At 64.5% G+C, this 23,208-nt stretch carries 14 protein-coding genes; 2 read left to right on the top strand and 12 right to left on the bottom strand.

Features of this window, described 5'->3' with window-relative positions; genetic code table 11:
- Positions 1 to 43 precede the first annotated feature (43 nt).
- On the top strand, positions 44 to 1,987 hold the full coding sequence (locus tag ACK3BK_RS23420) for a methyl-accepting chemotaxis protein (protein WP_411383414.1): 1,944 nt from the start codon (positions 44 to 46) through the stop codon (positions 1,985 to 1,987).
- Between the two features lie 73 nt (positions 1,988 to 2,060).
- On the opposite strand, the gene ACK3BK_RS23425 is transcribed toward ACK3BK_RS23420, so the two are convergent.
- From ACK3BK_RS23425 to pip, 7 genes are all read right to left on the bottom strand, one after another.
- Positions 2,061 to 2,795 carry an amino acid ABC transporter ATP-binding protein gene (locus tag ACK3BK_RS23425; protein WP_186666106.1) on the bottom strand — a complete coding sequence of 245 codons (735 nt, stop codon included), beginning with the start codon at positions 2,793 to 2,795 and terminating at the stop codon, positions 2,061 to 2,063.
- Entirely contained in the window at positions 2,788 to 3,750 is a 963-nt protein-coding gene (locus ACK3BK_RS23430; RefSeq protein ID WP_054894812.1) for an amino acid ABC transporter permease, read from the bottom strand. Before ACK3BK_RS23430 ends, ACK3BK_RS23425 begins: the two co-directional genes overlap by 8 nt.
- A gap of 78 nt (positions 3,751 to 3,828) precedes the next feature.
- Positions 3,829 to 4,626, bottom strand: a complete 798-nt coding sequence (locus ACK3BK_RS23435) for a transporter substrate-binding domain-containing protein (RefSeq protein ID WP_054894813.1) — start codon at positions 4,624 to 4,626, stop codon at positions 3,829 to 3,831.
- Positions 4,627 to 4,851: 225 nt separating this feature from the next.
- Entirely contained in the window at positions 4,852 to 7,425 is a 2,574-nt protein-coding gene (gene mdoH / locus ACK3BK_RS23440) for a glucans biosynthesis glucosyltransferase MdoH (protein WP_411383415.1), read from the bottom strand.
- The gene (locus ACK3BK_RS23445) at positions 7,418 to 9,163 is read right to left on the bottom strand and encodes a glucan biosynthesis protein G (protein WP_346655487.1); all 1,746 of its coding nucleotides are present in this window, start codon (positions 9,161 to 9,163) and stop codon (positions 7,418 to 7,420) included. The genes mdoH and ACK3BK_RS23445 overlap by 8 nt, the downstream gene beginning before the upstream one ends.
- A 263-nt stretch (positions 9,164 to 9,426) precedes the next feature.
- On the bottom strand, positions 9,427 to 9,864 hold the full coding sequence (gene dtd, locus ACK3BK_RS23450) for a D-aminoacyl-tRNA deacylase (protein WP_065863878.1): 438 nt from the start codon (positions 9,862 to 9,864) through the stop codon (positions 9,427 to 9,429).
- Positions 9,861 to 10,832 carry a prolyl aminopeptidase gene (gene pip, locus ACK3BK_RS23455; protein WP_186665779.1) on the bottom strand — a complete coding sequence of 324 codons (972 nt, stop codon included), beginning with the start codon at positions 10,830 to 10,832 and terminating at the stop codon, positions 9,861 to 9,863. Before pip ends, dtd begins: the two co-directional genes overlap by 4 nt.
- Before the next feature lie 176 nt (positions 10,833 to 11,008).
- On the opposite strand from pip, the gene ACK3BK_RS23460 reads away from it, so the two are divergent.
- A complete protein-coding gene (locus ACK3BK_RS23460; protein ID WP_411383416.1) occupies positions 11,009 to 16,522 on the top strand; it encodes a dermonecrotic toxin domain-containing protein in 5,514 nt (1,837 codons plus the stop codon).
- 57 nt (positions 16,523 to 16,579) lie between these two features.
- Here ACK3BK_RS23460 and hutG read toward each other — a convergent pair whose 3' ends face one another.
- The 5 genes from hutG to hutH (ACK3BK_RS23485) form a co-directional block, all read right to left on the bottom strand.
- Entirely contained in the window at positions 16,580 to 17,383 is an 804-nt protein-coding gene (gene hutG, locus ACK3BK_RS23465) for an N-formylglutamate deformylase (protein ID WP_186666104.1), read from the bottom strand.
- 10 nt (positions 17,384 to 17,393) lie between these two features.
- Positions 17,394 to 18,599 (bottom strand): imidazolonepropionase, encoded by a 1,206-nt coding sequence (gene hutI, locus ACK3BK_RS23470; RefSeq protein ID WP_186665775.1) that lies wholly within the window; start codon positions 18,597 to 18,599, stop codon positions 17,394 to 17,396.
- A gap of 15 nt (positions 18,600 to 18,614) precedes the next feature.
- Positions 18,615 to 20,018 carry an amino acid permease gene (locus ACK3BK_RS23475; RefSeq protein WP_186665773.1) on the bottom strand — a complete coding sequence of 468 codons (1,404 nt, stop codon included), beginning with the start codon at positions 20,016 to 20,018 and terminating at the stop codon, positions 18,615 to 18,617.
- Between the two features lie 104 nt (positions 20,019 to 20,122).
- A complete protein-coding gene (gene hutH, locus ACK3BK_RS23480) occupies positions 20,123 to 21,655 on the bottom strand; it encodes a histidine ammonia-lyase (RefSeq protein ID WP_065863882.1) in 1,533 nt (510 codons plus the stop codon).
- Between the two features lie 23 nt (positions 21,656 to 21,678).
- On the bottom strand, positions 21,679 to 23,202 hold the full coding sequence (gene hutH, locus ACK3BK_RS23485) for a histidine ammonia-lyase (RefSeq protein ID WP_411383417.1): 1,524 nt from the start codon (positions 23,200 to 23,202) through the stop codon (positions 21,679 to 21,681).
- Positions 23,203 to 23,208 lie beyond the last annotated feature (6 nt).

A 23,208-nucleotide genomic window follows, 5' to 3' on the forward strand; every position in this document is an offset into this window, starting at 1 on the left:
ACCCAACAGCATGGCCCTTCTCTCAAATGGATGGAGACTCGCCATGTTCGGATACCTCAACCACCACCTCGGCAACATGAGCGTCCGCCTCAAGCTCACCCTCGGCTTCGCCGTGGTCCTGTTGCTCACCCTCGCCACCACCGTCAGCGGCTGGCGCGCCCTGGACGACGCCATCATTCGCTCGCAGCAGCTCAGCGAGATCATCCAGATCAATGACCTGAGCAAAGACCTGCGCGCCGAGCGCATCACCTACCGCGTGCTGGCCGACGACACCAGCAAGGCACGCATCGACGCGATCCTCGACCAGCTCGAACGCCGGCTCACGCTGCTTCAGCAACGCAGCAGCGTCGATCAGTCGCGCGAGCTGCTCAGCGAGAAGCTGCGCCAGTTGCAACGCCTGCGCGAACATTTCGCCGAGCTGCTGCGCGCAGTCGGGAGCCGCACCGAGCTGCGCACGATCATGCAGGACAAGGACCGGATACTGGATGAAGTCATCGACGACCTGCAGACCCAGGCTCTGCTCAAGCTTCCCGCCGACCAACCGCAGGGCAACCTGCTCGGGCTGATGGACACGCTCACGCGCCAGGTCGACAGCGCCAACCAGCAAAGCCTGGTCCCTGCCTACACGTTCTCGCCCGTCGAGGACTTCGCTCAGGTCGGCAATACGGCGCTCGATGCCGCGCAAGTCAGCCTGGAACAGATGCTCACGGCGCTCGCCCCGCTCGCATTGCCGAGCGACCTCATGGCGCGCCCCACGCTCGCCCTGGCCCAGTACCGGACCAGCCTGGAGCAATACCGCCGAGCAGCGATCCGCGTCGAACAACTGCAGAACGACATGGAAACCATGGGTAATGACCTGAGGGACGCCAGCGTGACACTGGCCGAGCAGAAAGTCGCACAACGCGACCATGAGGCTGTGGCCGCGCGCTCGATACTGACCAGCGTGGCACTGCTCGCCCTCGCGGTCGGCGTGCTGGCCGGTTGGTTGATCACTCGGCAGATCACCCAGCCCTTGCGCCAGACCCTGGCCCAGGCCGCGCGGATCGCCCGCGGCGACCTCTGCCACGTGGAGACGGTGGCGCGGCGCGACGAAATGGGCCAGTTACAAAGCAACATGCGCGAGATGACCCTGAGCCTGCGCCAGTTGATCGGCGGCATCGACCAGAGCGTCGAGCACTTGTCACAAGCGGCCTCGCAACTGGCCGGAGCCAGCGCCGACACGCTCGAGCGCATCACTCAGCAGCGCGAAGAAACCGACCAGGTGGCCACGGCGATGAACCAGATGAGCGCGACCGTGCAGGAAGTGGCGCAGAACGCCGAACATGCCTCATTGGCCGCAACCGACGCTGACCAGCAGGCGCAAATGGGCGATCAGGTGGTGGCCGAAGCCATCGCGCGTATCGAACAGCTGGCAACGCAGATGGACCGCTGCCTCGCCTCGATGCAACACCTGGCGGGGGAAAGCCAACGGATCGGCAGCATCCTGGATGTGATCAAGTCGGTTTCCGAACAGACCAACCTGCTGGCCCTCAATGCCGCCATCGAAGCGGCGCGTGCCGGCGAAGCCGGTCGCGGCTTCGCGGTGGTGGCCGATGAAGTGCGGGGCCTTGCCCAGCGCACTCAACAGTCGACCGAGGAGATCGAGCACCTGATCGAGAGCCTGCACAAAGGTACCGATGAAGTCACCTCGCTGCTCGACAGCAGCAGGACCCTGACCGAGCAGAGCGTCGATCTGAGTCGCCGAGCGGGCGATGCACTGGGGCAGATCACCCGGACCGTGTCGAACATCCAGGGCATGAACCAGCAAATCGCCACCGCCAGCGAAGAACAGAGCGTGGTGGCCGAGCAGATCAACCGCAGCGTGATCAGCGTGCGCGAGGCGTCCGATCACACCAGTTCGGCGAGCGAGCAGACGGCCACTTCCAGTGGCGAACTGGAGCAGCTGGGGCAGCAATTGCGCGGGATGGTGGGGAGGTTCAGCTTGTAGGAACTGTGGTGCGTCTTTCGCGGGCAAGCCCGCTCCTACAGGGGCTGGGCTTGCCCGGGAAAGAGCGAACCGGTCAGAGCACCTGGCGCAGGAACGCCTGGGCCCGCGGATCCTTCGGCGCCGCGAAGAACGCTGCGGGTGCCGAATCTTCCAGCAACTTGCCATGGTCGAAGAACAGCACCCGGTCAGCCACTTCACGGGCAAAGCCCATCTCGTGGGTCACGCAGACCATGGTCATGCCTTCCTGAGCCAAGGTCTTCATGACATCCAGCACCTCACCGACCATTTCCGGGTCGAGTGCCGAGGTCGGCTCGTCGAACAGCATCACCTTCGGGTCCATAGCCAGGGCACGGGCGATGGCCACCCGCTGCTGCTGCCCACCGGACAGGCGAGAGGGGTATTCATTGGCCTTCTGGCCGATGCCGACCTTCTCCAGCAAAGCACGGGCCTTGGCTTCGCGGTCGGCCTTGCTGCGCTTGCGCACCACCTTCTGCGCCAGGCACAGGTTCTCCAGCACGGTCATGTGCGGGAACAGGTTGAAGTGCTGGAACACCATGCCGACTTCACGGCGGTAGGCGTTGATGTCGGTCTTGGGGTCTTCCAGGCGCAGCCCGTCGATGGCCACGTGGCCTTCGTCGAAATGCTCCAGGCCATTCAGGCAGCGCAGGAAGGTCGACTTGCCCGACCCCGAGGGGCCCAGCACCACCACCACCTCGCCCTTGGCGACCTGGGTGGAGACGTTGTCCACCGCACGCACCACCTGGCCGCGGGTGTCGAAGACTTTCAGCAGGTCACGGACTTCAATCACTTTGCGCAAGCCTCCGCTCGAGCCGGCTGGCAATGTGCGACAGCGGCAGGTTGATCAGCAGGTACAGGCCTGCCACGCAGAACCAGATCTCGAAGGTCGAGAACGACGTGGTGATCGCTTCGCGGCCGCTCTTGGTCAGCTCGGTAATGGCGATCACCGACACCAGCGAGGTGTCCTTGACCAGGCTGATGAACTGCCCTGCCAGTGGCGGCAGCACGCGCTTGAACGCCTGAGGCAGGATCACATGGCGCATCGACTGGCTGGCATTCAGGCCCAGCGAGCGCGCCGCCTCGTTCTGCCCCTTGGCGATCGACTGCACGCCGGCACGGACGATCTCGGCCACATAGGCGCCGGTGAACAGCGCCAGCGCCGCCACCCCGGCGAACTCGCGGGACAGGTTGAGCACGGTGCCGATGAAGAAATAGAAGATGAAGATCTGCACCAGCAGCGGCGTACCGCGCACCAGTTCGACATACACCGTGGACAGGTCGCGCAGGGTCGGGTTGCTCGACAACCGGCACAGCCCGGCGAACAGGCCGATCACCAGGCCGAAGGCCCCGGAAAGCACCGAGATCCACAAGGTGGTCCACAGGCCCCAGGCCAGCGGGCCGGCCGCCCAGTGGCGAGTGACGCCGATCTGGTCGCCCTCGGCGACATCGTCACCACGGCTCAGTTGCAAACTGTCCTTGACCACCTCCAGCACTTGCACCTCGCCGTCCTCGCTCTTGAGCGTGACGCGGGCGTCGTTGCCGGACACGACGATTTCCTCGACGGTGCCGTAGGCCGCGGCGCGCTGCACGTCTTCGGCCTGGAAGGCGAAGTACTGCGGCACACGGTTCCAGCGCCACTCGTAGGAAATCATCGAGGTGGCCATGTACAGACTGAACGCCAAGCCCACCAGCACCAGCGCGGTCAGCGCGTGCCAGGGCCACTGGGCTTTCTTGTGTTTGATCACGTGGGTGCTTCCGTAAATGCGAACGCGCAGGGGTTGCCTGCGCGTCAGGGTCATCGCCAGGGCTTGTGGTCCGGGCTCTTATTCCATGTCCTTCAGCCAGTCGGTCTTCTTGAACCACTTGTCGTGAATACGATCGTAGGTCCCGTCGTGCTTGATCTGGTGCAGGAAGTTGTTGATGAAGTTGATGCTGTCGTAGTCGCCCTTCTTCAGACCGAATGCCAGCGGCTCGTAGGTGAAGGGTTCTTCCAGGTAGACCAGCTTGCCGGCCCCGGCCTTGTTCACCGCGACCACGTTGTACGGCGCGTCGTAGACGAAGGCATCGGCCTTGCCGTTGACCACGTCCATCACCGCTTCCTGCTCGTTGTCGTAGCCGTGGTACTTGGCCTTGCTGATCAGCTTCTTGGCGACCATCTCGCCGGTGGTGCCGAGCTTGGACGTCAGGCGGTACTTCTCGTTGTTCAGGTCCTTGTACGACTTGATCTCGCCTGCCAGCTCCTTGCGGATCAGCAGGGTCTGGCCAACGACGATGAAGGGTTCGCTGAAGTTCAGGCGCAGGTTGCGTTCCTGGGTCAGGGTCATGCCGCTGCCGATCATGTCGAACTTGTCGGTCAGCAGGGCCGGGATGATGCCGTCATAGGCAGTGGAGACGGTCTCGAGCTTGACGCCCATGGACTTGGCCATCGCCTTGAGGATGTCGACCTCGAAGCCGACGATCTCGCCGCGCTTGTTGGTCATCTGGAACGGCATGTAGGTCGGGTCCATACCCACGCGCAGGGTGCCGCGCTTGACCGCATCATCGATGGCGCCCGCCTGGGCGGTTGTGACCGCGATCAGCGCGGTGACGCCGAGCAGCATGCGCGACAGGTATTTCTTCATCATCACCAGGTCCCCTAACAAGAAGTACGCAGAATTTTATTGTGTGCACGATCGTTCCGACCGGTGCGTTGTGTCGGGACGGATGCTAACGCATGCAGGCCCTGGGACCTAGAGCCGGCGGGGACTTTGTTGGCCAAAAATCATGGCGGTAGAAAAAGCTTCGCGGGCAAGCCCGCTCCCACAGCGCATGACTGTAGGAGCGGGCTTGCCCGCGAATGCGATGGATCAGGCGCCGACGAGTGCCGGCTGGCCTTCACCTTCAGGATGCAGCGGCAGCAGCGGCGAGTGCGGATCGTTGGCGATGGAGTTGCGCCACACATTGATCCACGCCTCGTTCTGCTCGGCCCACACCCGCTCGTGCAGGCGCGACAGCGCCACCGGGTCGCTCAGCAGGGCCAGGCGAGTATTGCCGTCGATCCCCTTGGGACCGGCTTCCAGCGCCTTGGCGATACGCTCGGCACGCAGCGACTCGATCGCATCGGACTGGCCGTGACGGGCCGTACCCATGGCGCAGGCCAGGGCGTTCTGACGCGGATCGACCACGGCGCGAACGAAGCCATCGTTCAGGGCGTGCCAGCGGTTCTCGTGGGTGTACTGGTCGGTTGCCAGCAGCTCGTGCGGCGTGGCGTATTCCTCGGGAATCAGGAACAAGCGCTCATCCTTGGCCGCCAGGCCCAGGCGTACTCGGCTGGAAATCACCGAAACCGGGATCGACAACACCAGCGAACCGACGATAGGCGCCAGCCACCACAGGAAGCTCGGGTTCAGCCAAGCCACCAGCGCAGCCCAGGCAATACCCAGCAGGGTCTGCGGGCCATGGCGGCGTACCGCTTCGCTCCATGGCGTGGAGTCGTCGTCACGCTGCGGCGAATTCCAGGTCGCTGCCCAGCCGAGGAACGCAGCCAGCACGAAGCGGGTGTGGAAGATCATCCGCACCGGCGCCAGCAACATGGAGAAAAGCATCTCCATCAGCATCGACAGGGTCACCTTGATCCGCCCGCCGAACTCGGTCGCGCCCTTGGCCCAGATCAGGATGATGCTCAGCAGCTTGGGCAGGAACAGCAGCACGATGGTGGTGGAGAACAGCGCGATGGCTTTTTCCGGGTGCCACTGCGGCCACAGCGGATAGAGCTGGAACGGCTCGATGAAGTACTGCGGCTCCATCAGCGTGTTGGTTGCCAGCAGCGCCGTCGACAGCACCAGGAACAGGAACCACAGCGGCGCCGACAGGTACGACATCACCCCGGTGAGGAACACCGCGCGGTGCACCGGGTGCATGCCCTTGACCAGGAACAGGCGGAAGTTCATCAGGTTGCCGTGGCACCAGCGCCGGTCGCGCTTGAGCTCGTCGAGCAGGTTCGGCGGCAGCTCTTCATAGCTGCCCGGCAGGTCATAGGCGATCCACACGCCCCAGCCGGCACGGCGCATCAGCGCGGCTTCGACGAAGTCGTGGGACAGGATCGCGCCGGCGAAGGCACCCTTGCCCGGCAGCGGCGCCAGGGCGCAATGCTCGATGAAGGGCTTCATGCGGATGATCGCGTTGTGCCCCCAGTAATGCGACTCGCCCAACTGCCAGAAGTGCAGGCCAGCGGTGAACAGCGGGCCGTACACGCGGGTGGCGAACTGCTGCATGCGCGCATACAGCGTGTCCATGCCCGAAGCCTTCGGCCCGGTCTGGATGATGCCGGCGTCCGGGTTGGCCTCCATCAGGCGCACCAGGCTGCTCAGGCACTCGCCGCTCATCACGCTGTCGGCGTCGAGGACGACCATGTACTTGTACTCGCCCCCCCAGCGACGGCAGAAGTCGTCGAGGTTACCGCTCTTGCGCTTCACACGGCGGCGGCGGCGGCGATAGAAGATACGGCCGAACCCTTTCGCCTCACGGCACACCTCCAGCCACGCCTGCTGCTCGGCAACGGCGATGTCGGTGTCGTTGGTGTCACTGAGCACGAAGAAGTCGAAGCGGTCCAGGTTGCCGGTGGCGGCCACCGACTCGAAGGTCGCGCGCAGGCCGGCGAAGACCCGTGGCACGTCCTCGTTGCAGATCGGCATGACGATCGCGGTGCGGGCATCGGCCGGGATCGGCTCGTTGCCCGCACTGCTGCCGGAAATCTTGTACTTGTCACGGCCGGTGAGCAACTCGAGGAAGCCCATCAGCGCGGTCCAGAAGCCCGCCGACACCCAGCAGAACAGGATGCCGAAGAGGATCAGGATGGAGGTCTGCAAGGCATAGGGCCAGACCTGCACGACGGTATCCCAGATCGGCTGGTTGACCACTTCTTCCAGGTCGACGAACGACCAGCCCTGGTACGGCAGGATGCCCTTCATGTACCAGCCGGCGACGATGGTCTGGCCGATCATCAGCGCCAGCAGGATGTAGCGGCGCAACGAGCCGACCCGGCGCCAGCGTGCCGGCGGCAGCTCGCGCTTGGGCGGTTGCGGGGCGTTGGTGCGGCCGGTCATGCGCCGCCACATGCGCACCAGGATATTGGTGCGCCAGGGCTCGGGCAGGACCTTGGTGCGCTTGATCGGCGGGGCGATCTTCAGGCACAGGCGGCCACCGCCGTCGACGCCGAGCATCTCGGCCTCTTCGAGCTCGGCGGCGCTGCCGACGGTCAGACGGGAACCCACCGAAGCCTGGACGGCCTCGGTGGCGCTGGCGGCCGGATCAGCCGCCAGGCGTTGGTGCAGCTCGCTGAAGGAAGAGCAGCTGGCGAGTTCCGCTCGCTGCTCGTCGCTCAGAGGAAGGTGGGCCAGGTACTCGCCAAGCGATTCCGGCCTTGCGTTTGAGTTACTCATCGGCAGGCAACTGATAGCTCCAGGTTTCGGTCAGCACCTTCTCGGTGGTGGCCGGGGCCCCGTTGGTGGACGCCGCGTCGGCGGCTGGTTGCTCGGCCGGCTTCTCGGCTTTCTCGGCCTTGGCATGCTGAGCCTTGGCGTGCTTGGCGGCCGCCTTGTCCTGCTGGGTTTCGGCAGGTTTGGTTTCCTTCGGTGCCTCGACCGGAACATCGCGTACCAGCGCGGCACGCATCTCGGTGGACTTCTTCGGATCCTTGACCTTCAACCGCAGGGTCAGACGCCAGCCCTTGATCTCTGGGTTATAGCGCAGATTGTTCTCGACCACCTCGGCGTTGTCGCCAACGCTGACCTGGCTGCGCACGGCAGTGTCGGCCGGCAGGGCGGCAAGGACCGGGCCGTCGAAGTCGACCAGGAAGGCCACGCTGCCATCGGCCTGACGGATCAGGTTGGCTTGCTTGACGTCACCGGTCGAACGCAGGGTCTGCTTGACCCAGCCAAGGTCCTGGGCCTGGAACTTGGGCTCACTGATGGTCCAGTGCAGGCGATAGTTGTACTCGAACGGCTTGCCTGGCTCAGGCAGGGTTTCCGGGCTCCAGAAAGCAACGATGTTGTCGTTGGTCTCGTCGGCGGTCGGAATCTCGACCAGGTCGACGGTGCCCTTGCCCCAGTCGCCCTTGGGCTCGATCCAGGTGCTTGGACGCTTCTGGTAGTTGTCGTCGAGGTCTTCGAAGTCGCTGAAGGCACGCTGGCGCTGCATCAGGCCGAAACCACGCGGGTTCTCGACGCTGAAGTTGCTCACGGCCAGGTGTTTCGGGTTGTTCAGCGGACGCCACAGCCATTCGCCGTTGCCGGCGTGGATCGACAGGCCTTCGGAATCGTGCAGCGCCGGACGGTAGTTCTGCACCTTCGACGGCTGGTTCGGGCCGAACAGGAACATGCTGGTCAGCGGGGCAATGCCCAGGCGGCTGACGTGGTCACGCAGGAAAACCTTGGACTTGACGTCGACGATGGTGTCGTCGCCCGGACGCACGGTCAGCTTGTAGGCGCCGGTGGAGCGCGGCGAATCGAGCAGCGCGTAGATCACCAGGTGCTTGTCGGCAGGCTTGGGCTTCTCGATCCAGAACTCGCGAAAGCGCGGGAACTCTTCGCCCGACGGCAGCGCAGTGTCGATGGCCAGGCCACGGGCGGACAGGCCATAGGCGTGCCCCTTGCCGACCACGCGGAAGTAGCTGGCGCCCAGCAGGGTCATGATCTCATCCTGCTTGTCAGGCTTGTTGATCGGGTAGAGCACGCGGAAACCGGCGTAGCCGAGGTTCTTGGTGGCATCGGCGTCATGCGGTACGTCGCCGAACTCGAAGCGGCTCGGGTCGTACTTGATCTCTTCGACCTTCTTGGCGGTGATCTCGTTGATGGTCACCGGCGTGTCGAAGTGCATGCCCTGATGGTAGAAGGAAAGCTTGAACGGGGTCTTGTCATTCGCCCATTCGGCCTTTTCCTGGATGAAGCGGATTTTCTGATAGTCCGCGTACTTCATGTCGCGGAACACCGGAGGCAGGTTGCTCTTCGGTGCTTCGTACTTCTGGCCGGCCAGATCCTTTGCCTTGGCTGCAACATCGTCAAGATTGAATGCCCACAGCTGGCCTGCGCTCATCAGGCCAACCAGCGCTGCGCCTGCCAACAAGGCCGTGCGCAGCCGATTGCCGGGGATTCTTGGTGCATTACAGGGACTTACAATCACGAGCAACCCTCGCCGTAAACAGATCATGAAACCAACGGCCAGCGACCAATGCCGGGTTGGCGAGCACTGTTCGGACCCCGCAAGGGCGCAATGATTCCCCAAACGGATCCAGACAATGCTCGAGTCAGAGTGAAACGAACCTGCGAACGCAGGCTCACGCAGCGCGCGATTATCCAGCAGGCTGCGTTACAACGCATCAGGCTGGACAAACTATTTATCGTACAAAACCCCTTGTTTTCCTACAAACAAGGGGTTTTTGCGGCTCATATTTGTAACATAAATGTTACGGGGCCATCATTGACCAGGTGAACCTGCATGTCTGCACCAAAACGGCCACTCTCGACGTTCGAGTGCTGAAGCTTAGCCTGCTGCAAAAGATAGTCGAAAAGCTCGGCCCCCAGAGCAGGCGGTGCCGCCGTCGAAAAACCTGGCCGCATGCCACTACGGGTGTCGGCGGCCAGGGTGAACTGCGAGACCAGCAGCAGCCCGCCGCCGATATCCTTGAGCGACAGGTTCATCTTGCCCTGCGGGTCACTGAACACCCGGTAGTTCAGCAGCTTGTGCAAAAGCTTATCGGCATGTTCGCGGGTATCTTCAGGCTCGACCGCCACCAGCACCAGCAAACCCTGGTCTACCGCGCCGACGATCTCGCCCTCGACTTCGACCCGAGCTGCGCGTACACGCTGCAGCAGGCCCTTCATGCTTCTTCCAGGGGCAGGTCGAGCAGGCGACGGGCCATCTGGTCGGCGGCGCGTACCAGGGCATCGGTGATGCCCGGCTCGGATGCGGCGTGGCCGGCATCGCGGATCACCTTGAGTTCACTGTTCGGCCAGGCCTGGTGCAGCTCCCAGGCGTTGTCCAGCGGGCAGATCACGTCGTAGCGGCCATGCACGATCACCGCCGGCAGGTGGGCGATCTTCGGCAAGTCGCGGATCAACTGGTCCGGCTCGAGGAAGCCATTGTTCATGAAGTAGTGGCATTCGATGCGGGCGATCGACAGCGCGCGCTGAGGCTCGGAGAAACGATCGACCACCAGCGGGTTGGGACGCAGCGTGGCGGTGCGGCCTTCCCAGGTCGACCAGGCCTTGGCGGCCTGCATCTGGGCGATCTGGTCGTGGCCGGTCAGGCGCTTGTGGAAGGCCTTGACCAGGTCACCGCGCTCATCCGCCGGGATCGGCGCGATGTAGTCCTGCCAGTAGTCAGGGAACAGACGGCTGGCGCCCGCCTGATAGAACCATTCGATTTCCTGGGGACGGCACAGGAAGATCCCACGCAGGATCAGGCCATGCACGCGCTCGGGGTGAGTCTGGGCGTAGGCCAGCGCCAGCGTCGAGCCCCAGGAGCCACCGAACAGCACCCATTTGTCGATGCCCAGGTGCTCGCGGATGCGCTCCAGGTCTTCGATCAGGTGCCAGGTGGTGTTGTTCTCCAGGCTCGCGTGCGGCGTGGAGCGCCCACAGCCGCGCTGGTCGAAGGTGATGATGCGGTAGAGGTTGGGGTCGAAGTAGCAACGGCTCTGGGCGTCGCAGCCCGAGCCCGGACCTCCGTGGATGAACACCACCGGCAAACCTTCAGGCGAACCACTTTCATCGACGTACAACACGTGCGGCGCTTCCACGGCCAGATCGTGCCGGGCGTAGGGTTTGATCTGCGGGTAGAGGGTCTGCATTGCGCACTCCGTGTGGGGATTGTTCGGCCGAGGGCCATCATAAACCTGAATTGCGCTTTGAGCATGTACCCGTGTGATGGGCATGCCCGATCATTGTCTCAAGGCCCCCATAAACTGTTATGTCAGCCTGGCCTGCGTGGCTCACTAGCATCGGTGTTTTCCCATGAGACACCGCCATGAACAAGCCAGCCCCCCTCACGCCCCACGCCCTGATCGAGCACAAGATGCCGTCGTGGATGCGCACGACCCCCGCCCGCATGCACGCCGTCATGCGCAAAACCCTCAAAACTCCGCCGGCCTGGTTCGCGCAGGCCAACGCCACGACCCATGACCTCGCCCAAGCCTATGCCGACTACCAGGCCCAAAGTGCAAAGCTCGATGCACAAATGAGCGCGCTCCCGGCGCTGACTGCGTTCGCCACCCAGCAGTTGCAACAGGCGATTCACACGCGGTTCAGGCTATCCCTCGACGTGGCCACCCACTACCTGATCAATGCCAGCAAGGCCGAAGCCTACAAGGCGCAACTGGAAGGCGACCCCGTCGTCGACGGGCAGCGCGCGCTGAAGCTGGCCACTCAATCGCTGTTGCACTGCGCGCTGCAGAACTTCGAGGAGGCCGAAGCCCAGCCCAATGGGCTGGATGGACAATCGCTCAGCGCGGCCGTAGTCGACAGCAACGTCTTCAGGTTCCTCACTCCTGTCGGAAAGCAACTAGCCATCGCGCCCCATGAGTTCGCAGCCCTGAGCCGTGAACTGGATATCGGCGGCCAGTACCAGACGCTGATCGCCGACCTGTTGAACACCGCAGCGCCAGCGCTGCGCGCTACCGAACAGGCGGCCTTGCGCGTGGAAGTGCACAAAGCCCGCCTCAGCCAAGCGATCGACGCCGAGCTGCATTCGATACTGCTCAGCCTCGTCGAGGACACGTCGGCCGAGTACCAGGGCAGCCCGGTGCGTTGCGCCGCACTGGCGCTGTTCGGGGTGCCATTGACCGGAGCCATGGTCATCGGCGCAGTCCCCTCCCCCGAACAACTGCTGATCTACGATCCGCTGCTGTTGCCGTACAAAGGCCTCCTTGTCACCTACCTTCCCGGCAGCGCCATACCCTTGAAACAGCACCACTCGGTGCACGAGGCGCAGGCCCACTTGCGCGAGCAATTGGGGAAAATGCCGGACAGCCAGCTCAAGCGCGCAGTGTCGGCGCGTGACAGCGCCACCTTCGTCGAAAAGCTGATCGACTGTCTGCGGCCCATCGACTGGAGCACGTTGAAACCTACCCCCAACGGCCAAGAACGCCAGGTCGAGCGGGTACGCGACCCCGAAGCCTGGGTACCCGTAACCCTGAAGCCTTTTCGCAAGCCGCTGCTCACGCACCTGGTCGAGCAGAAGCAACAGCGACTCAAGGACGACGCGGCATTCCACGCGGTGCCCACCGCCGTCGAAGACGAAAAGACCGCCACAAAGCGTCGAGCCTACTTCACCCAGTTGGCCTTCAACGCCCTCAACATCAGCGGCTTCTTCGTACCCGTGTTGGGCCAAGTGATGATGGGTGTGGCCGCGATCCAACTGAGCTATGAGATTTTCGAGGGTCTCGACAGCTGGGCCAACGGCGACCAGCAACAGGCATTCGAGTATCTGATGGACGTGGTCGAGAACGTGGCGCTCACCGCCGCCTTGGGGGCCGCCGGCGGCACAGGCGAGATACCGGCGCTCGAGCGCGTTGCGGTGGAAACGCCCTCGTTCATAGAAGAGCTCACCCCTATCGAACTGCCCAATGGCCAGACCCGCCTGTGGGCGCCCGACCTGCGACCGTTCGCGCACGACATCCTGTTGCCCGCCGACCTGCAGCCAGATGAATTCGGCCTTTACCACCACCAAGGCAAGACCTGGCTGGCGCTGGACGGCACCCACTATTCGCTGACCCAGGCGGCGCATACCGGTGAGTATCGACTCGAACACCCGCATAACCCGCAGAGCTACCAGCCCAGCCTGCGTCACAATGGTGCCGGTGCCTGGCAGCACGAACTGGACCAGCCGTTGACCTGGCAGGCACCCGCCCTCATGCGTCGCGCCAGCCCGCTGGCCACGGCGTTCGACGATGCAACCATCAGCCGCATTCTGGAGATCAGCGATACCCGGGAAGACGTACTGCGCCGGATCGTCACCGAGAATCAACGGCTTCCCGCACTGCTGGAAGACACCCTGACGCGCTTCAAGCTGGACCAGCAGATCAGCCAGGCGCCCGCCTACGCCGAGCCACACAAGGCCCAGGCCGAATTCGCCAAGCGCTACAGCGCCTTGTCGAGCACAGCGATGCCATCCGCAGAGGTCATCCGCCAGCGCTACCCGCAACTACCGGGTGTCATCGTCGAGGAACTGCTGCGCCACGCCACGCCCGAGGAACTGCAAACCCTGGCACAGGCCAAGGTGCCCTACCGCCTGGCCCAGGAAATACGCATCTATCAGCAGCAGGTGCGCCTGGCGCGGGCCTACGAGGGGCTGTACCTGGACTCGGTGCGCAACGCCGATAGCGAGCGGCTGGCGCTGTACACGCTGGAGCGGTTGTCCGACTGGCCAGCCGGCACCCGCATGACCCTGGAGCAGCTGCCTGGCGGCAGCTTCGAGATCGGTGCAGCCGACACGCAGGGCCAGACCGTGGTCAGCACCGCCGCGGGCTACCTTGCGCAATCGAGTGCCGCCACGGGTATCGACTTGTCCACACACGCCTCGTTGTACAGCGCGCTGCTCGAAGTGATACCCGCCGCACTGCGCAAAACACTGACGGGCAACGATGCCGAACAAGCCCTTGCCCTGAAACGCCTGATCCAGGCCACCCCCCTGCCGCGCCCTGCACTCAGACGCCTGCTGGGCATGCAACCGCTGAACTCGGGCTACCGCTCACCGATGCGCCTGGCCGACGGACGCATCGGCTACCCGCTGGGCGGCCAAGGTGCGGCCGGGGGGCATTTCACACGCCATACCCTGCTGCGCATCATCCGCACCCTTGAACTGCCGGAACACCTCTCCCACTCGGCCGAACAGATCCTGACCCGCCTTGAAACCAGCGGCATGAACCGCTCGGACATCCATAACCGCCTGCGCCAGCTGCAAGAACAACGCACCACCCTGCAGCGCTGGCTGGACGATTGGCGCACGACGGTCCACCCTGACACCCTCACTGCGCCCCAAGCGTTCTCCGAGCTTCAGGCACGCTTCATGAATCATTGGCACCGCAACGCATTGCCCAGCCTCGGCGACACCCAAGCCCCACTGCACCTGGAGCGCATCGACCTCAGCAGCTTCCCCGCAGGCCTGCCCGACTTCCTCAGCGCAACGATCACGCACCTGCAACTGACCGAGCCGTCATTCGGCAATAGCGTGGGTTGGGCAGTATACGAACGGCACCTGAACAACCTGTTCCAACAGTTGCCAGGCTTGCGCTCACTCGAAATCAGCCGCCCCTACTCGGAAACCGCGGCCCCCTCCCAATTACTGTTCAGCGTCGGCTTGATGGCCACGCACTTCCCCGAGCTCGAATCGCTCAGCCTGCTGAACCAGAACCTGCAACTGTCCGAAAGCGACATCAACAGCCTCGCCGGTCTACGCCGTCTGCGTCGCCTGGACCTCGGCGGCAACCGCCTTTCAGAACGCTACCGCCCGGATTTTCGCGAGCTCACGCTGGACTACCTTGGCCTCGACCGTATGACCCTCGACCAATGGCCGCAGGGTCTGAGCCTGGGGTCACTGGCGAACATCGGCGAACTGTCGCTACGCGACAACAACCTGCGGGTACTGCCTGGCATGCTGTTCGGCAGCCACGCCGACGCACGCCCACGCACCGTCATCTCACTGGAAGGCAACCGCATCAGCGATGACCAATTGCTGCGCCTGCTGCTGGCCCAGGACACATCGACGCCCAACATCGCGGTCGATATCTCACCCAGCCTGCGCACCCGCCTGGACCAACACATCCAGCAACGCCAGGCGCTGCACGAGGCCATCGACCAGTGGGCCAACGCCTCCAGTTCGAGCGCACCGCTAAGCCAAGCCGCGACGCTTGCCCGCCGCCGTATCGGCTCCGCGTTGAGCACCTTCTGGCAAAGCCAGGAACAAGGCCTGACCCAGACGACCTTGCGCTTGGAAGACATGGACCTGGGGCATTTCCCGCCACAGTTGCCGGCTTTCTTCAACGAGCGGGTGCGCAACCTGTCCATATCCCGAGCCAGCGGAACCACGGAGCAGTTGAACACGTTCTTCGCCCGGCTGCCGAACGTCGAGAGCCTGAACCTGGTGGAGTACATCGGCGCCACCCAGACCCTGCCCACGGCACTGTTGCGCCTGCCAAACCTGACCTACCTCTCGATACGTGACATGGGCCTGGAGGTGAACGACAACCTGCTTGCAACCCTCGCCCACTTGAGCAACCTGACGCTGTTGGACCTGGGCGGCAACCGCATGGGTAGCATCACCCAAGTGCCCGAAGGGCTGCGCAACCTGCGCCGCCTCGACCTGAACAACATGGGCCTGCAGCACTGGCCGACCTGGGTCGACAGCCTGCTGCCGATGGACATGCTGGATCTCAGTGAAAATCAGCTCACTGCACTTCCCGAACACATTCTCAGCAACATCAACAACGACTTCCCGATCTCATCGATCGCCTTGTTCGGTAACCCGCTGAGCATGGACACCATGATGCGCGCGCGCACCTCGTCGGACAGCCAGCACAGCTACACCTTCGCCATGGACATGCCCGACGACCTGCTCCTGCTCACCTCCTCAGATGATGAAATGGCTGGCGGGCACCTGCACAACCCGATGCTTTCGGTCGATAACGATCTGCCCAACATCGACGACTGGTTGCTCGGCACAGAGGCGCAGAACGAAGCCCTGAAAAGCGCCTGGGATACCCTCGAAGAAGGCGGTGAGGCCGCCAACCTGCTGGCGCTGGTCGGCCGGTTGCGCCAGGCCGCCCCCTATCGCAACGGGCAGACCCGCCAATCGTTCTGCGAGCGCGTGCGTCTGATGCTGGTCAAGGCCTCGGTCATTACCGAGGAGCGTCTGCTGTTCAACGCCGTGGCCGAGGAGGCCCTGGTACAGCCCGACACCGGCAGCCAGACCTGCCATGACGGCGCGCTGCTGGTGTTCCAGAACATCGAACTGCTGATCGACGGCCGGCGCCTGCTGACCGAGCCGGCAGACTCGGAGCACACGCTCTACCGTGAGCTGCGTCGCCTGTACCGCCTGCACCGCCTGGACGAGATCGCCCGGGACAAGGCCAGGGGACGCGACGAGGCAGAGGTGCGCCTGGCCTATCGACGTGGGTTGAACGAAGAACTCAAGCTTGGCGTACCGGACGACAACATGCTGTATCAGGCATCTGCCGACGTCAGCCGTAACGAACTGGCGTTGGCCGTGGACCAGGTGCACCGCGAAGAACAGGGCGAATCGTTCCTGAACTACGCCACCAGCAACCAAGAATGGATTCGCTACCTGCGCCACACCAACCAGGCGCGCTTCGATGCAATCGAACAGCAGTACCAGGCGCAGGTACTGGAGTTGCCCGAGCAGTTCCCCGACAGCACCCTGGAGCAACTCGCGCCGGAGTTCGACAACTTGAAGCGTGACAAGGACGCAAAAGAGGCCCGCCTGATTCTGGAGCTGACCATCCAGGCCAACCCCGAACGCGAGTGACGTGTTGGCGACACCGCACCGTCCCCAGGCCGGCTTTGTTCCGGCCTGGGGCTGGCCTCACTTGCCGTAACGCATCTTGCCCCACTCGAGCACGCTGGCGAGCAGATGCTGCAGCACCTCCTGCGTGGGCCGCGCCAGATCCTCGCGGTAGGCGAACGGCTCCACCTCTTCCATATAGGTGCTCTGCGCCAGCTCCAGTTGCACTGCATGGATATGATTGGTCGGATCCCCGTAATGCCGGGTGATGTGTCCGCCTTTGAAGCGCCCGTTGAGCACATGGGTATAGGCTGGCGCCTGGGCACACACCTTCTCCAGCCGTTCGGCCAGCTCCGAGTCACAGCTCGCGCCGTTGAAGGTGCCGAGGTTGAAGTCCGGCAGCTTGCCCTCGAACAGGTGCGGGATCACCGATCGGATCGAGTGGGCATCCCACAGCAGCGCGTAACCGAATTCGGCACGCAGGCGATCCAGCTCCTGGCGGATCGTGCCGTGGTAAGGGCGCCAGATCTGCTCCAGGTAGGTGGCACGCTCGTCGGCCGACGGCACCTGGCCGTCCCTGAACAACGGCTCGCCCTCGAACAGCGTCGCCGGGTACAGACCCGTGGTGGCGCCGACATACAACGGCTTGTCATCGTCCGGTCGGTTCAGGTCGATGACGAAGCGCGAGTACTGCGCCGCCACCACGCTGGCACCCAGCTCACGGGCAAAATCGTACAGCTGCGGGATATGCCAATCGGTGTCCGGCAGGCTTTTGGCCTCGTCCACCAGCCCGGCCTCGACCGCCGGGGTCAACTTGAGGCCGGCGTGGGGCATGCTGATCAGCAGCGGCAGGCGACCTTGATGAAAACTCAATACCTTGTCCATGACGCCTCGCTCAGTGGGAAATTTCATGGCCCAGGCGCACCACGCGCTTAGGCAGGTCGCCACCCAGCCAGTAGGCCAGGTCGGCAGGTCGTTCGATCTGCCAGGCGACGAAGTCGGCGACCTTGCCAGTCTCCAGCGAACCATGGCTGTCGCCCAGGCCCAGGGCCGTGGCGGCGTACAGGGTGACACCGGCCAAGGCTTCTTCCGGGGTCATGCGGAACAGGGTGCAGCCCATGTTCAGCATCAGGCGCAGCGACAGCACTGGCGAGGTGCCGGGGTTGAGGTCGCTGGACAGAGCGATCTTCACGCCATGCCGACGCAGAGCGTCCATCGGCGGCAACTGGGTTTCGCGCAGGAAGTAGAACGCCCCCGGCAGCAGCACGGCGACGGTGCCAGCCTGAGCCATGGCGATGGCATCTTCCTCGGTCATGAATTCCAGGTGATCGGCCGACAGCGCCTGGTAGCGCGCCGCGAGCGTGGAGCCATGCAGCGACGACAATTGTTCAGCGTGCAGCTTGACCGGCAACCCCAGCTCGCGCGCCTTGATGAACACCCGCTCGACCTGCGCCGGCGAGAACGCCAGGTGCTCGCAGAAGGCATCCACCGCATCCACCAACCCTTCAGCGGCCAGGGCCGGGAGCATCTCGTCGCAGACATGGGTGATGTAGTCGTCGGCCCGCCCGGCGTACTCCGGCGGCAACGCGTGGGCGGCAAGGCAGGTGGCGCGGACGGTCACCGGCAGCTCTTCTGCGATGCGTCGGGCAACGCGCAGCATCTTGCGCTCGTTGGCCAGGTCCAGGCCGTAGCCGGACTTGATCTCCAGGGTGGTCACACCATCGCGCAGCAACGCCTGAACGCGCTGACGGGCGCTGGCAAGCAGTGCGTCCTCACTGGCCGCGCGAGTAGCACGCACGGTGCTGGCGATGCCACCGCCCTGGGCGGCGATCTCGGCGTAGCTGACGCCCTGCAGGCGCTGCTCGAACTCACCGCTGCGGTTGCCGCCGAACACCGTGTGGGTGTGGCAGTCGATCAGGCCGGGAGTGACCCAGGCGCCGCCCAGGTCGACCACGCGTTCGGCATCGACGCCCGGCAGTTCGGCCTGGGGGCCGATCCATTCGATCAGCCCGGCATTGGTGACGATCGCCGCGTCCTCGATGATCGAGTAGCTGCCGTTGGCCATGGTGGCCGCGTGGCAGTGCTGCCAGAGGGTTCTCATAAAGCTCTCCACAAGTCAGCGGTGCAGTTCGGCCTGCTCCCGGGCGACCTGGCCCTGCCCTGAGCGCGGCTTGCACCACAACAGGTAGGACAGCACCAGGAACACCACCCACGCCACGCCCACCAGCAGCGCCGCCTGGGTGTTCGGGAAGTAGCCGAGCACACCGAAAATGAACAACATGAACACAATCGCCAGCGCCGGGCCCCATGGCCAGAACGGCACCGGGAACTCCAGCGCCGCCGCTTGCTCGCGGCTCATGCGCCGACGCATGGCCACCTGGGTGACCAGAATCATCAGCCACACCCACACGGTGGCGAAGGTAGCGATCGAGGCGATCAGCAGGAAGACGTCTTCCGGAATCAGGTAGTTGAGCAGCACCCCCAGCAGCAGAGCAGCGCCCATCACCAGCACCGTCAGCCACGGCACGCCGTGCCGGGACAACTGCGCGAACCCGCGCGGCGCCTGGCCCTGTTCGGCCAGGCCATACATCATGCGACCCGCACCGAAGATGTCGCTGTTGATCGCCGAGACCGCCGCGGAAATCACCACCACGTTCAGCACCGCAGCGGCCGAGCCGATGCCAAGGTTGCTGAAGATCTGCACGAAGGGGCTGCCCTGGGTGCCGATCTGTGGCCAGGGGTACAGGCACATCAGCACGAACAGCGTCAGCACGTAGAACAGCAGGATGCGCAGCGGCACGGCGTTGATCGCCTTGGGGATGACGCGCTTGGGGTCCTGCGCCTCACCGGCGGTAATGCCGATGATCTCGATGCCGCCGAAGGCGAACATCACCACCGCGAACGAGGCGATCAGGCCACCGACACCATTGGGCAGGAAGCCGCCATGCTCGAACAGGTTGGCGACACCGACGCTGGTTTCGCCACCGGCCTGGCCCAGGCCGAACGCCATGATGCCGAAGCCGGCGACGATCATCGCAACGATGGCGCCGACCTTGAGCAGCGACAGCCAGAACTCCATCTCGCCGAACACCCTGACGTTGCACAGGTTCAGCCCGCCGATCAGGAACACGATGCCCAGCACCCAGATCCAGCGCGGCACCTCGGGAAACCAGAAGCCCATGTAGATCCCGAACGCGGTGACGTCGGCGATGCACACGATGATCATCTCGAAGGCATAGGTCCAGCCGAGCACGAATCCGGCCATTGGCCCGAGATAGGTGCTGGCGTACTGCCCGAAAGAACCGGCCACGGGGTTGTGCACGGCCATCTCGCCGAGGGCGCGCATGACCATGAACACCGCCGCGCCGCCGATCAGGTAGGCCAGCAGCACTGCTGGCCCGGCCATCTGGATCGCCGACGCCGAGCCGTAGAACAGGCCGGTGCCGATGGCCGATCCCAAGGCCATGAATCGAATGTGTCGGGCGGTCAGCCCGCGCTTGAGTCCTTGTGCTGGTTGCATGGTTCGTCCTTATTGTTGTTCTTGATTGCCTCATCGCGGGACGAGCCCGCGCCTGCAGGTTCGGCTACGGGAGCGAGCTCGGCCCGCGATGGCATCGACACCGATCACAGGCTCGGCAGTACTCCGGCGGGCAGCAACCCGGTCAGGCGCCCGTCGGCCAGTAGCTCCACCGCCACCTCGATATCCGGCGCGAAGAAGCGGTCACGGTCATAGTGCGGCACCTCGCGGCGCAGGGTCTGGCGCGCCTGCTCCAGCTTGGCCGAGGTCTTCAGGCCCTCACGCAGGTCCAGGCCCTGACAGGCGCCCAGCCATTCGATGGCCAGCACGCCACGGGTGTTCTCGGCCATCTCCCACAGACGTTTGCCGGCGGCCGGGGCCATCGACACGTGGTCTTCCTGGTTGGCCGAGGTCGGCAGGCTGTCGACGCTGTGCGGGTGCGACAGGGCCTTGTTCTCGCTGGCCAGTGCGGCGGCGGTGACCTGAGCGATCATGAAGCCGGAGTTGACCCCGCCGTTTTCCACCAGGAACGGCGGCAGCTGCGACATGTGCTTGTCCATCATCAGCGAGATGCGGCGTTCGCTCAGCGAGCCGATCTCGGCAATGGCCAGGGCGATATTGTCGGCCGCCATGGCCACAGGCTCTGCGTGGAAGTTGCCGCCCGAAATCACCTCGTCCTCGGCGGCGAACACCAGCGGGTTGTCGGATACCGCGTTGGACTCGATGGCCAGCACCTCGGCAGCCTGGCGCAGTTGCGTAAGGCAGGCGCCCATGACTTGCGGCTGGCAACGCAGCGAGTAAGGGTCCTGGACCTTGCCGCAGTTCTTGTGCGACTGCGAAATCTCGCTGGAGTCGCCCAGCAGGTCGCGGTAGCAGGCGGCAGCGTCGATCTGGCCACGTTGCCCGCGCACCTCATGGACACGCGCATCGAACGGCGAGCGCGAGCCCAGTGCCGCTTCCACGGTGAGCGCACCACAGGCGATGGCCCCGGCGAACAGGTCTTCGGCCTGGAACAGGCCACGCAGCGCATAGGCGGTGGACGCCTGCGTACCGTTGAGCAGGGCCAGGCCTTCCTTGGCAGCCAGGGTCAGCGGCTCGAGGCCTGCCACCGCGAGGGCTTCGTTGGCATTCAGCCATTGTCCCTGGTAACGCGCCTTGCCCTCGCCCAGCAATACCAGCGACATGTGCGCCAGCGGCGCGAGGTCGCCAGAGGCGCCAACCGAGCCCTTCAGCGGAATGTGCGGATAGACCTCGGCGTTGACCAGGCTGATCAGCGCATCGATGACCTTGCGGCGGATGCCGGAGAAACCACGGCTGAGGCTGTTGATCTTCAGCACCATGATCAGGCGCACCAGCGCATCGTCCAGCGGCGCGCCGATCCCGGCAGCGTGGGACAGCACCAGCGAGCGCTGGAGGTTTTCCAGGTCGTGGCTGGCGATGCGGGTCGAGGCCAGCAGGCCGAAGCCGGTGTTGATGCCGTAGGCCGTGCGGTCTTCGGCCAGAATGCGCTCGACGCAGGCAACGCTGGCGTCGATGGCGGCACCAGCGTCGGCATCGAGGCTCAGGCGCACCGGCGCCTGGTGGATGCGGCGCAACTGGGCCAGCGTCAACTGGCCGGGGGTCAGGGTCAAAGCTTCCATGTTCATGCTCCTTGTTATTTTGTTTAGTGCAGCGCAGCCAGCAGCGGCTGCGGCAACCGTGGATCCTTGAGCAAGGCCGCGGTGCTGGCGATGTCCGGCGCCAGCCAGCGGTCCTGCAGGTAGGCAGGCACGCTCTCGCGCAGCAAGCGCCAGGCCGCGTCGGTGCCCGCGCCGAAACGCTGTTCCTTGAGGAATTCGAATGCCTGGGCGGCCAGCAGGTACTCGATGGCGAGGATCTGCGTGCAGTTCTCCAACACCTGGTGCAGCTTGAGCGCAGCATTGGTGCCCATGCTCAGGTGATCTTCCTGCAGCCCCGAGGTGACGAAATTGTCGAGCACCGCGGGCTGCGCCAGCTGGCGGTTCTGCCCGCACAGCGAGGCGGCGACGTACTGGGCGATCATCATCCCCGAGTTGACGCCCGGGTTGCTGACCAGGAACGCCGGCAAGCCACTGACATGCGGATTGACCAGGCGGTCCAGACGCCGCTCGGCGATCGAGCCGATCTCGGCCATGGCGATCGCCAGCAGGTCGGCAGCCAGGGCCACCGACTGGCCGTGGGGGTTGGCCTGCGAGACCACACGGAAATCGTCCGGTGTGCCGAGCAGCAGCGGGTTGTCGTTGGCGCCGTTGAGCTCGGCCTCGACCTGGCGCACCACATGGGCCAGTTGGTCGCGCGCCGCGCCATGCACCTGCGGGATCGAGCGGATGCTCAGGGCGTCCTGGGTACGGATGCCTTTGCTCGAGGCGATCACTTCACTGCCATCGAGCAGCGCGCGCAGGTTCTCGCCCACCACTTGCATGCCTGGGTGTGGCTTGAGGGCGATGATCTCGGGGTCGAACGCGGCGATCTGGCCGCGCAGGGCCTCGAAGCTCATGGCGCCGATCACATCGGCCCATTGCAGCAGGCGGCTGGCGTCATCCAGTGCAAGGCTGGCGAGGCCGGTCATGCACGGCGTGCCATTGACCAGGCACAGCCCGTCCTTGGCCCCCAGCTGCACAGGCGCAAGCCCGGCATCGGCCAAGGCCTCGGCGGCCTCGACGAGGCGCCCGCGATAACTGACCTTGCCCACCCCCAGCAGGCTCACGCCGATGTGGGCCATGTGCGTCAGATACCCCACCGAACCCTGGGACGGAACCTGCGGGGTAATGCCATGTTCGAGCAACGCCAGCAGCGCCTCGACCACCGAACGCTGCAGGCCCGACTTGCCGTGGCTGTAGTTGACGATGGCGGCGCAGATGATCGCCCGCGTCTGTTCGTCCGGCAGCGCCGGGCCGACCCCGCAGGCGTGGCTGAGCAAGGTGTTGCGCGACAGTGCGCTGAGCTGCTCGCCCTGCAACGAGACATTGCACAAGGCGCCCAGGCCGGTGTTCACGCCATAGGCGCGCTCGCCGCTGTCGACGATACGCCGGACGATGGCCTGGGCGTTGTCGATACGCGCCCAGACCTGCGGTGCCAGCTCCAGGCGCGCGCCATGGCGGGCCACGGCGGCGATGTCCTGCCACCGTACAGGCCCGTTGCCGATCACCACGACTTCAGGTTTCGACATGATGCT

The organism is Pseudomonas sp. L7 (genome assembly GCF_046605565.1).
Lineage (GTDB): Bacteria > Pseudomonadota > Gammaproteobacteria > Pseudomonadales > Pseudomonadaceae > Aquipseudomonas > Aquipseudomonas wayambapalatensis.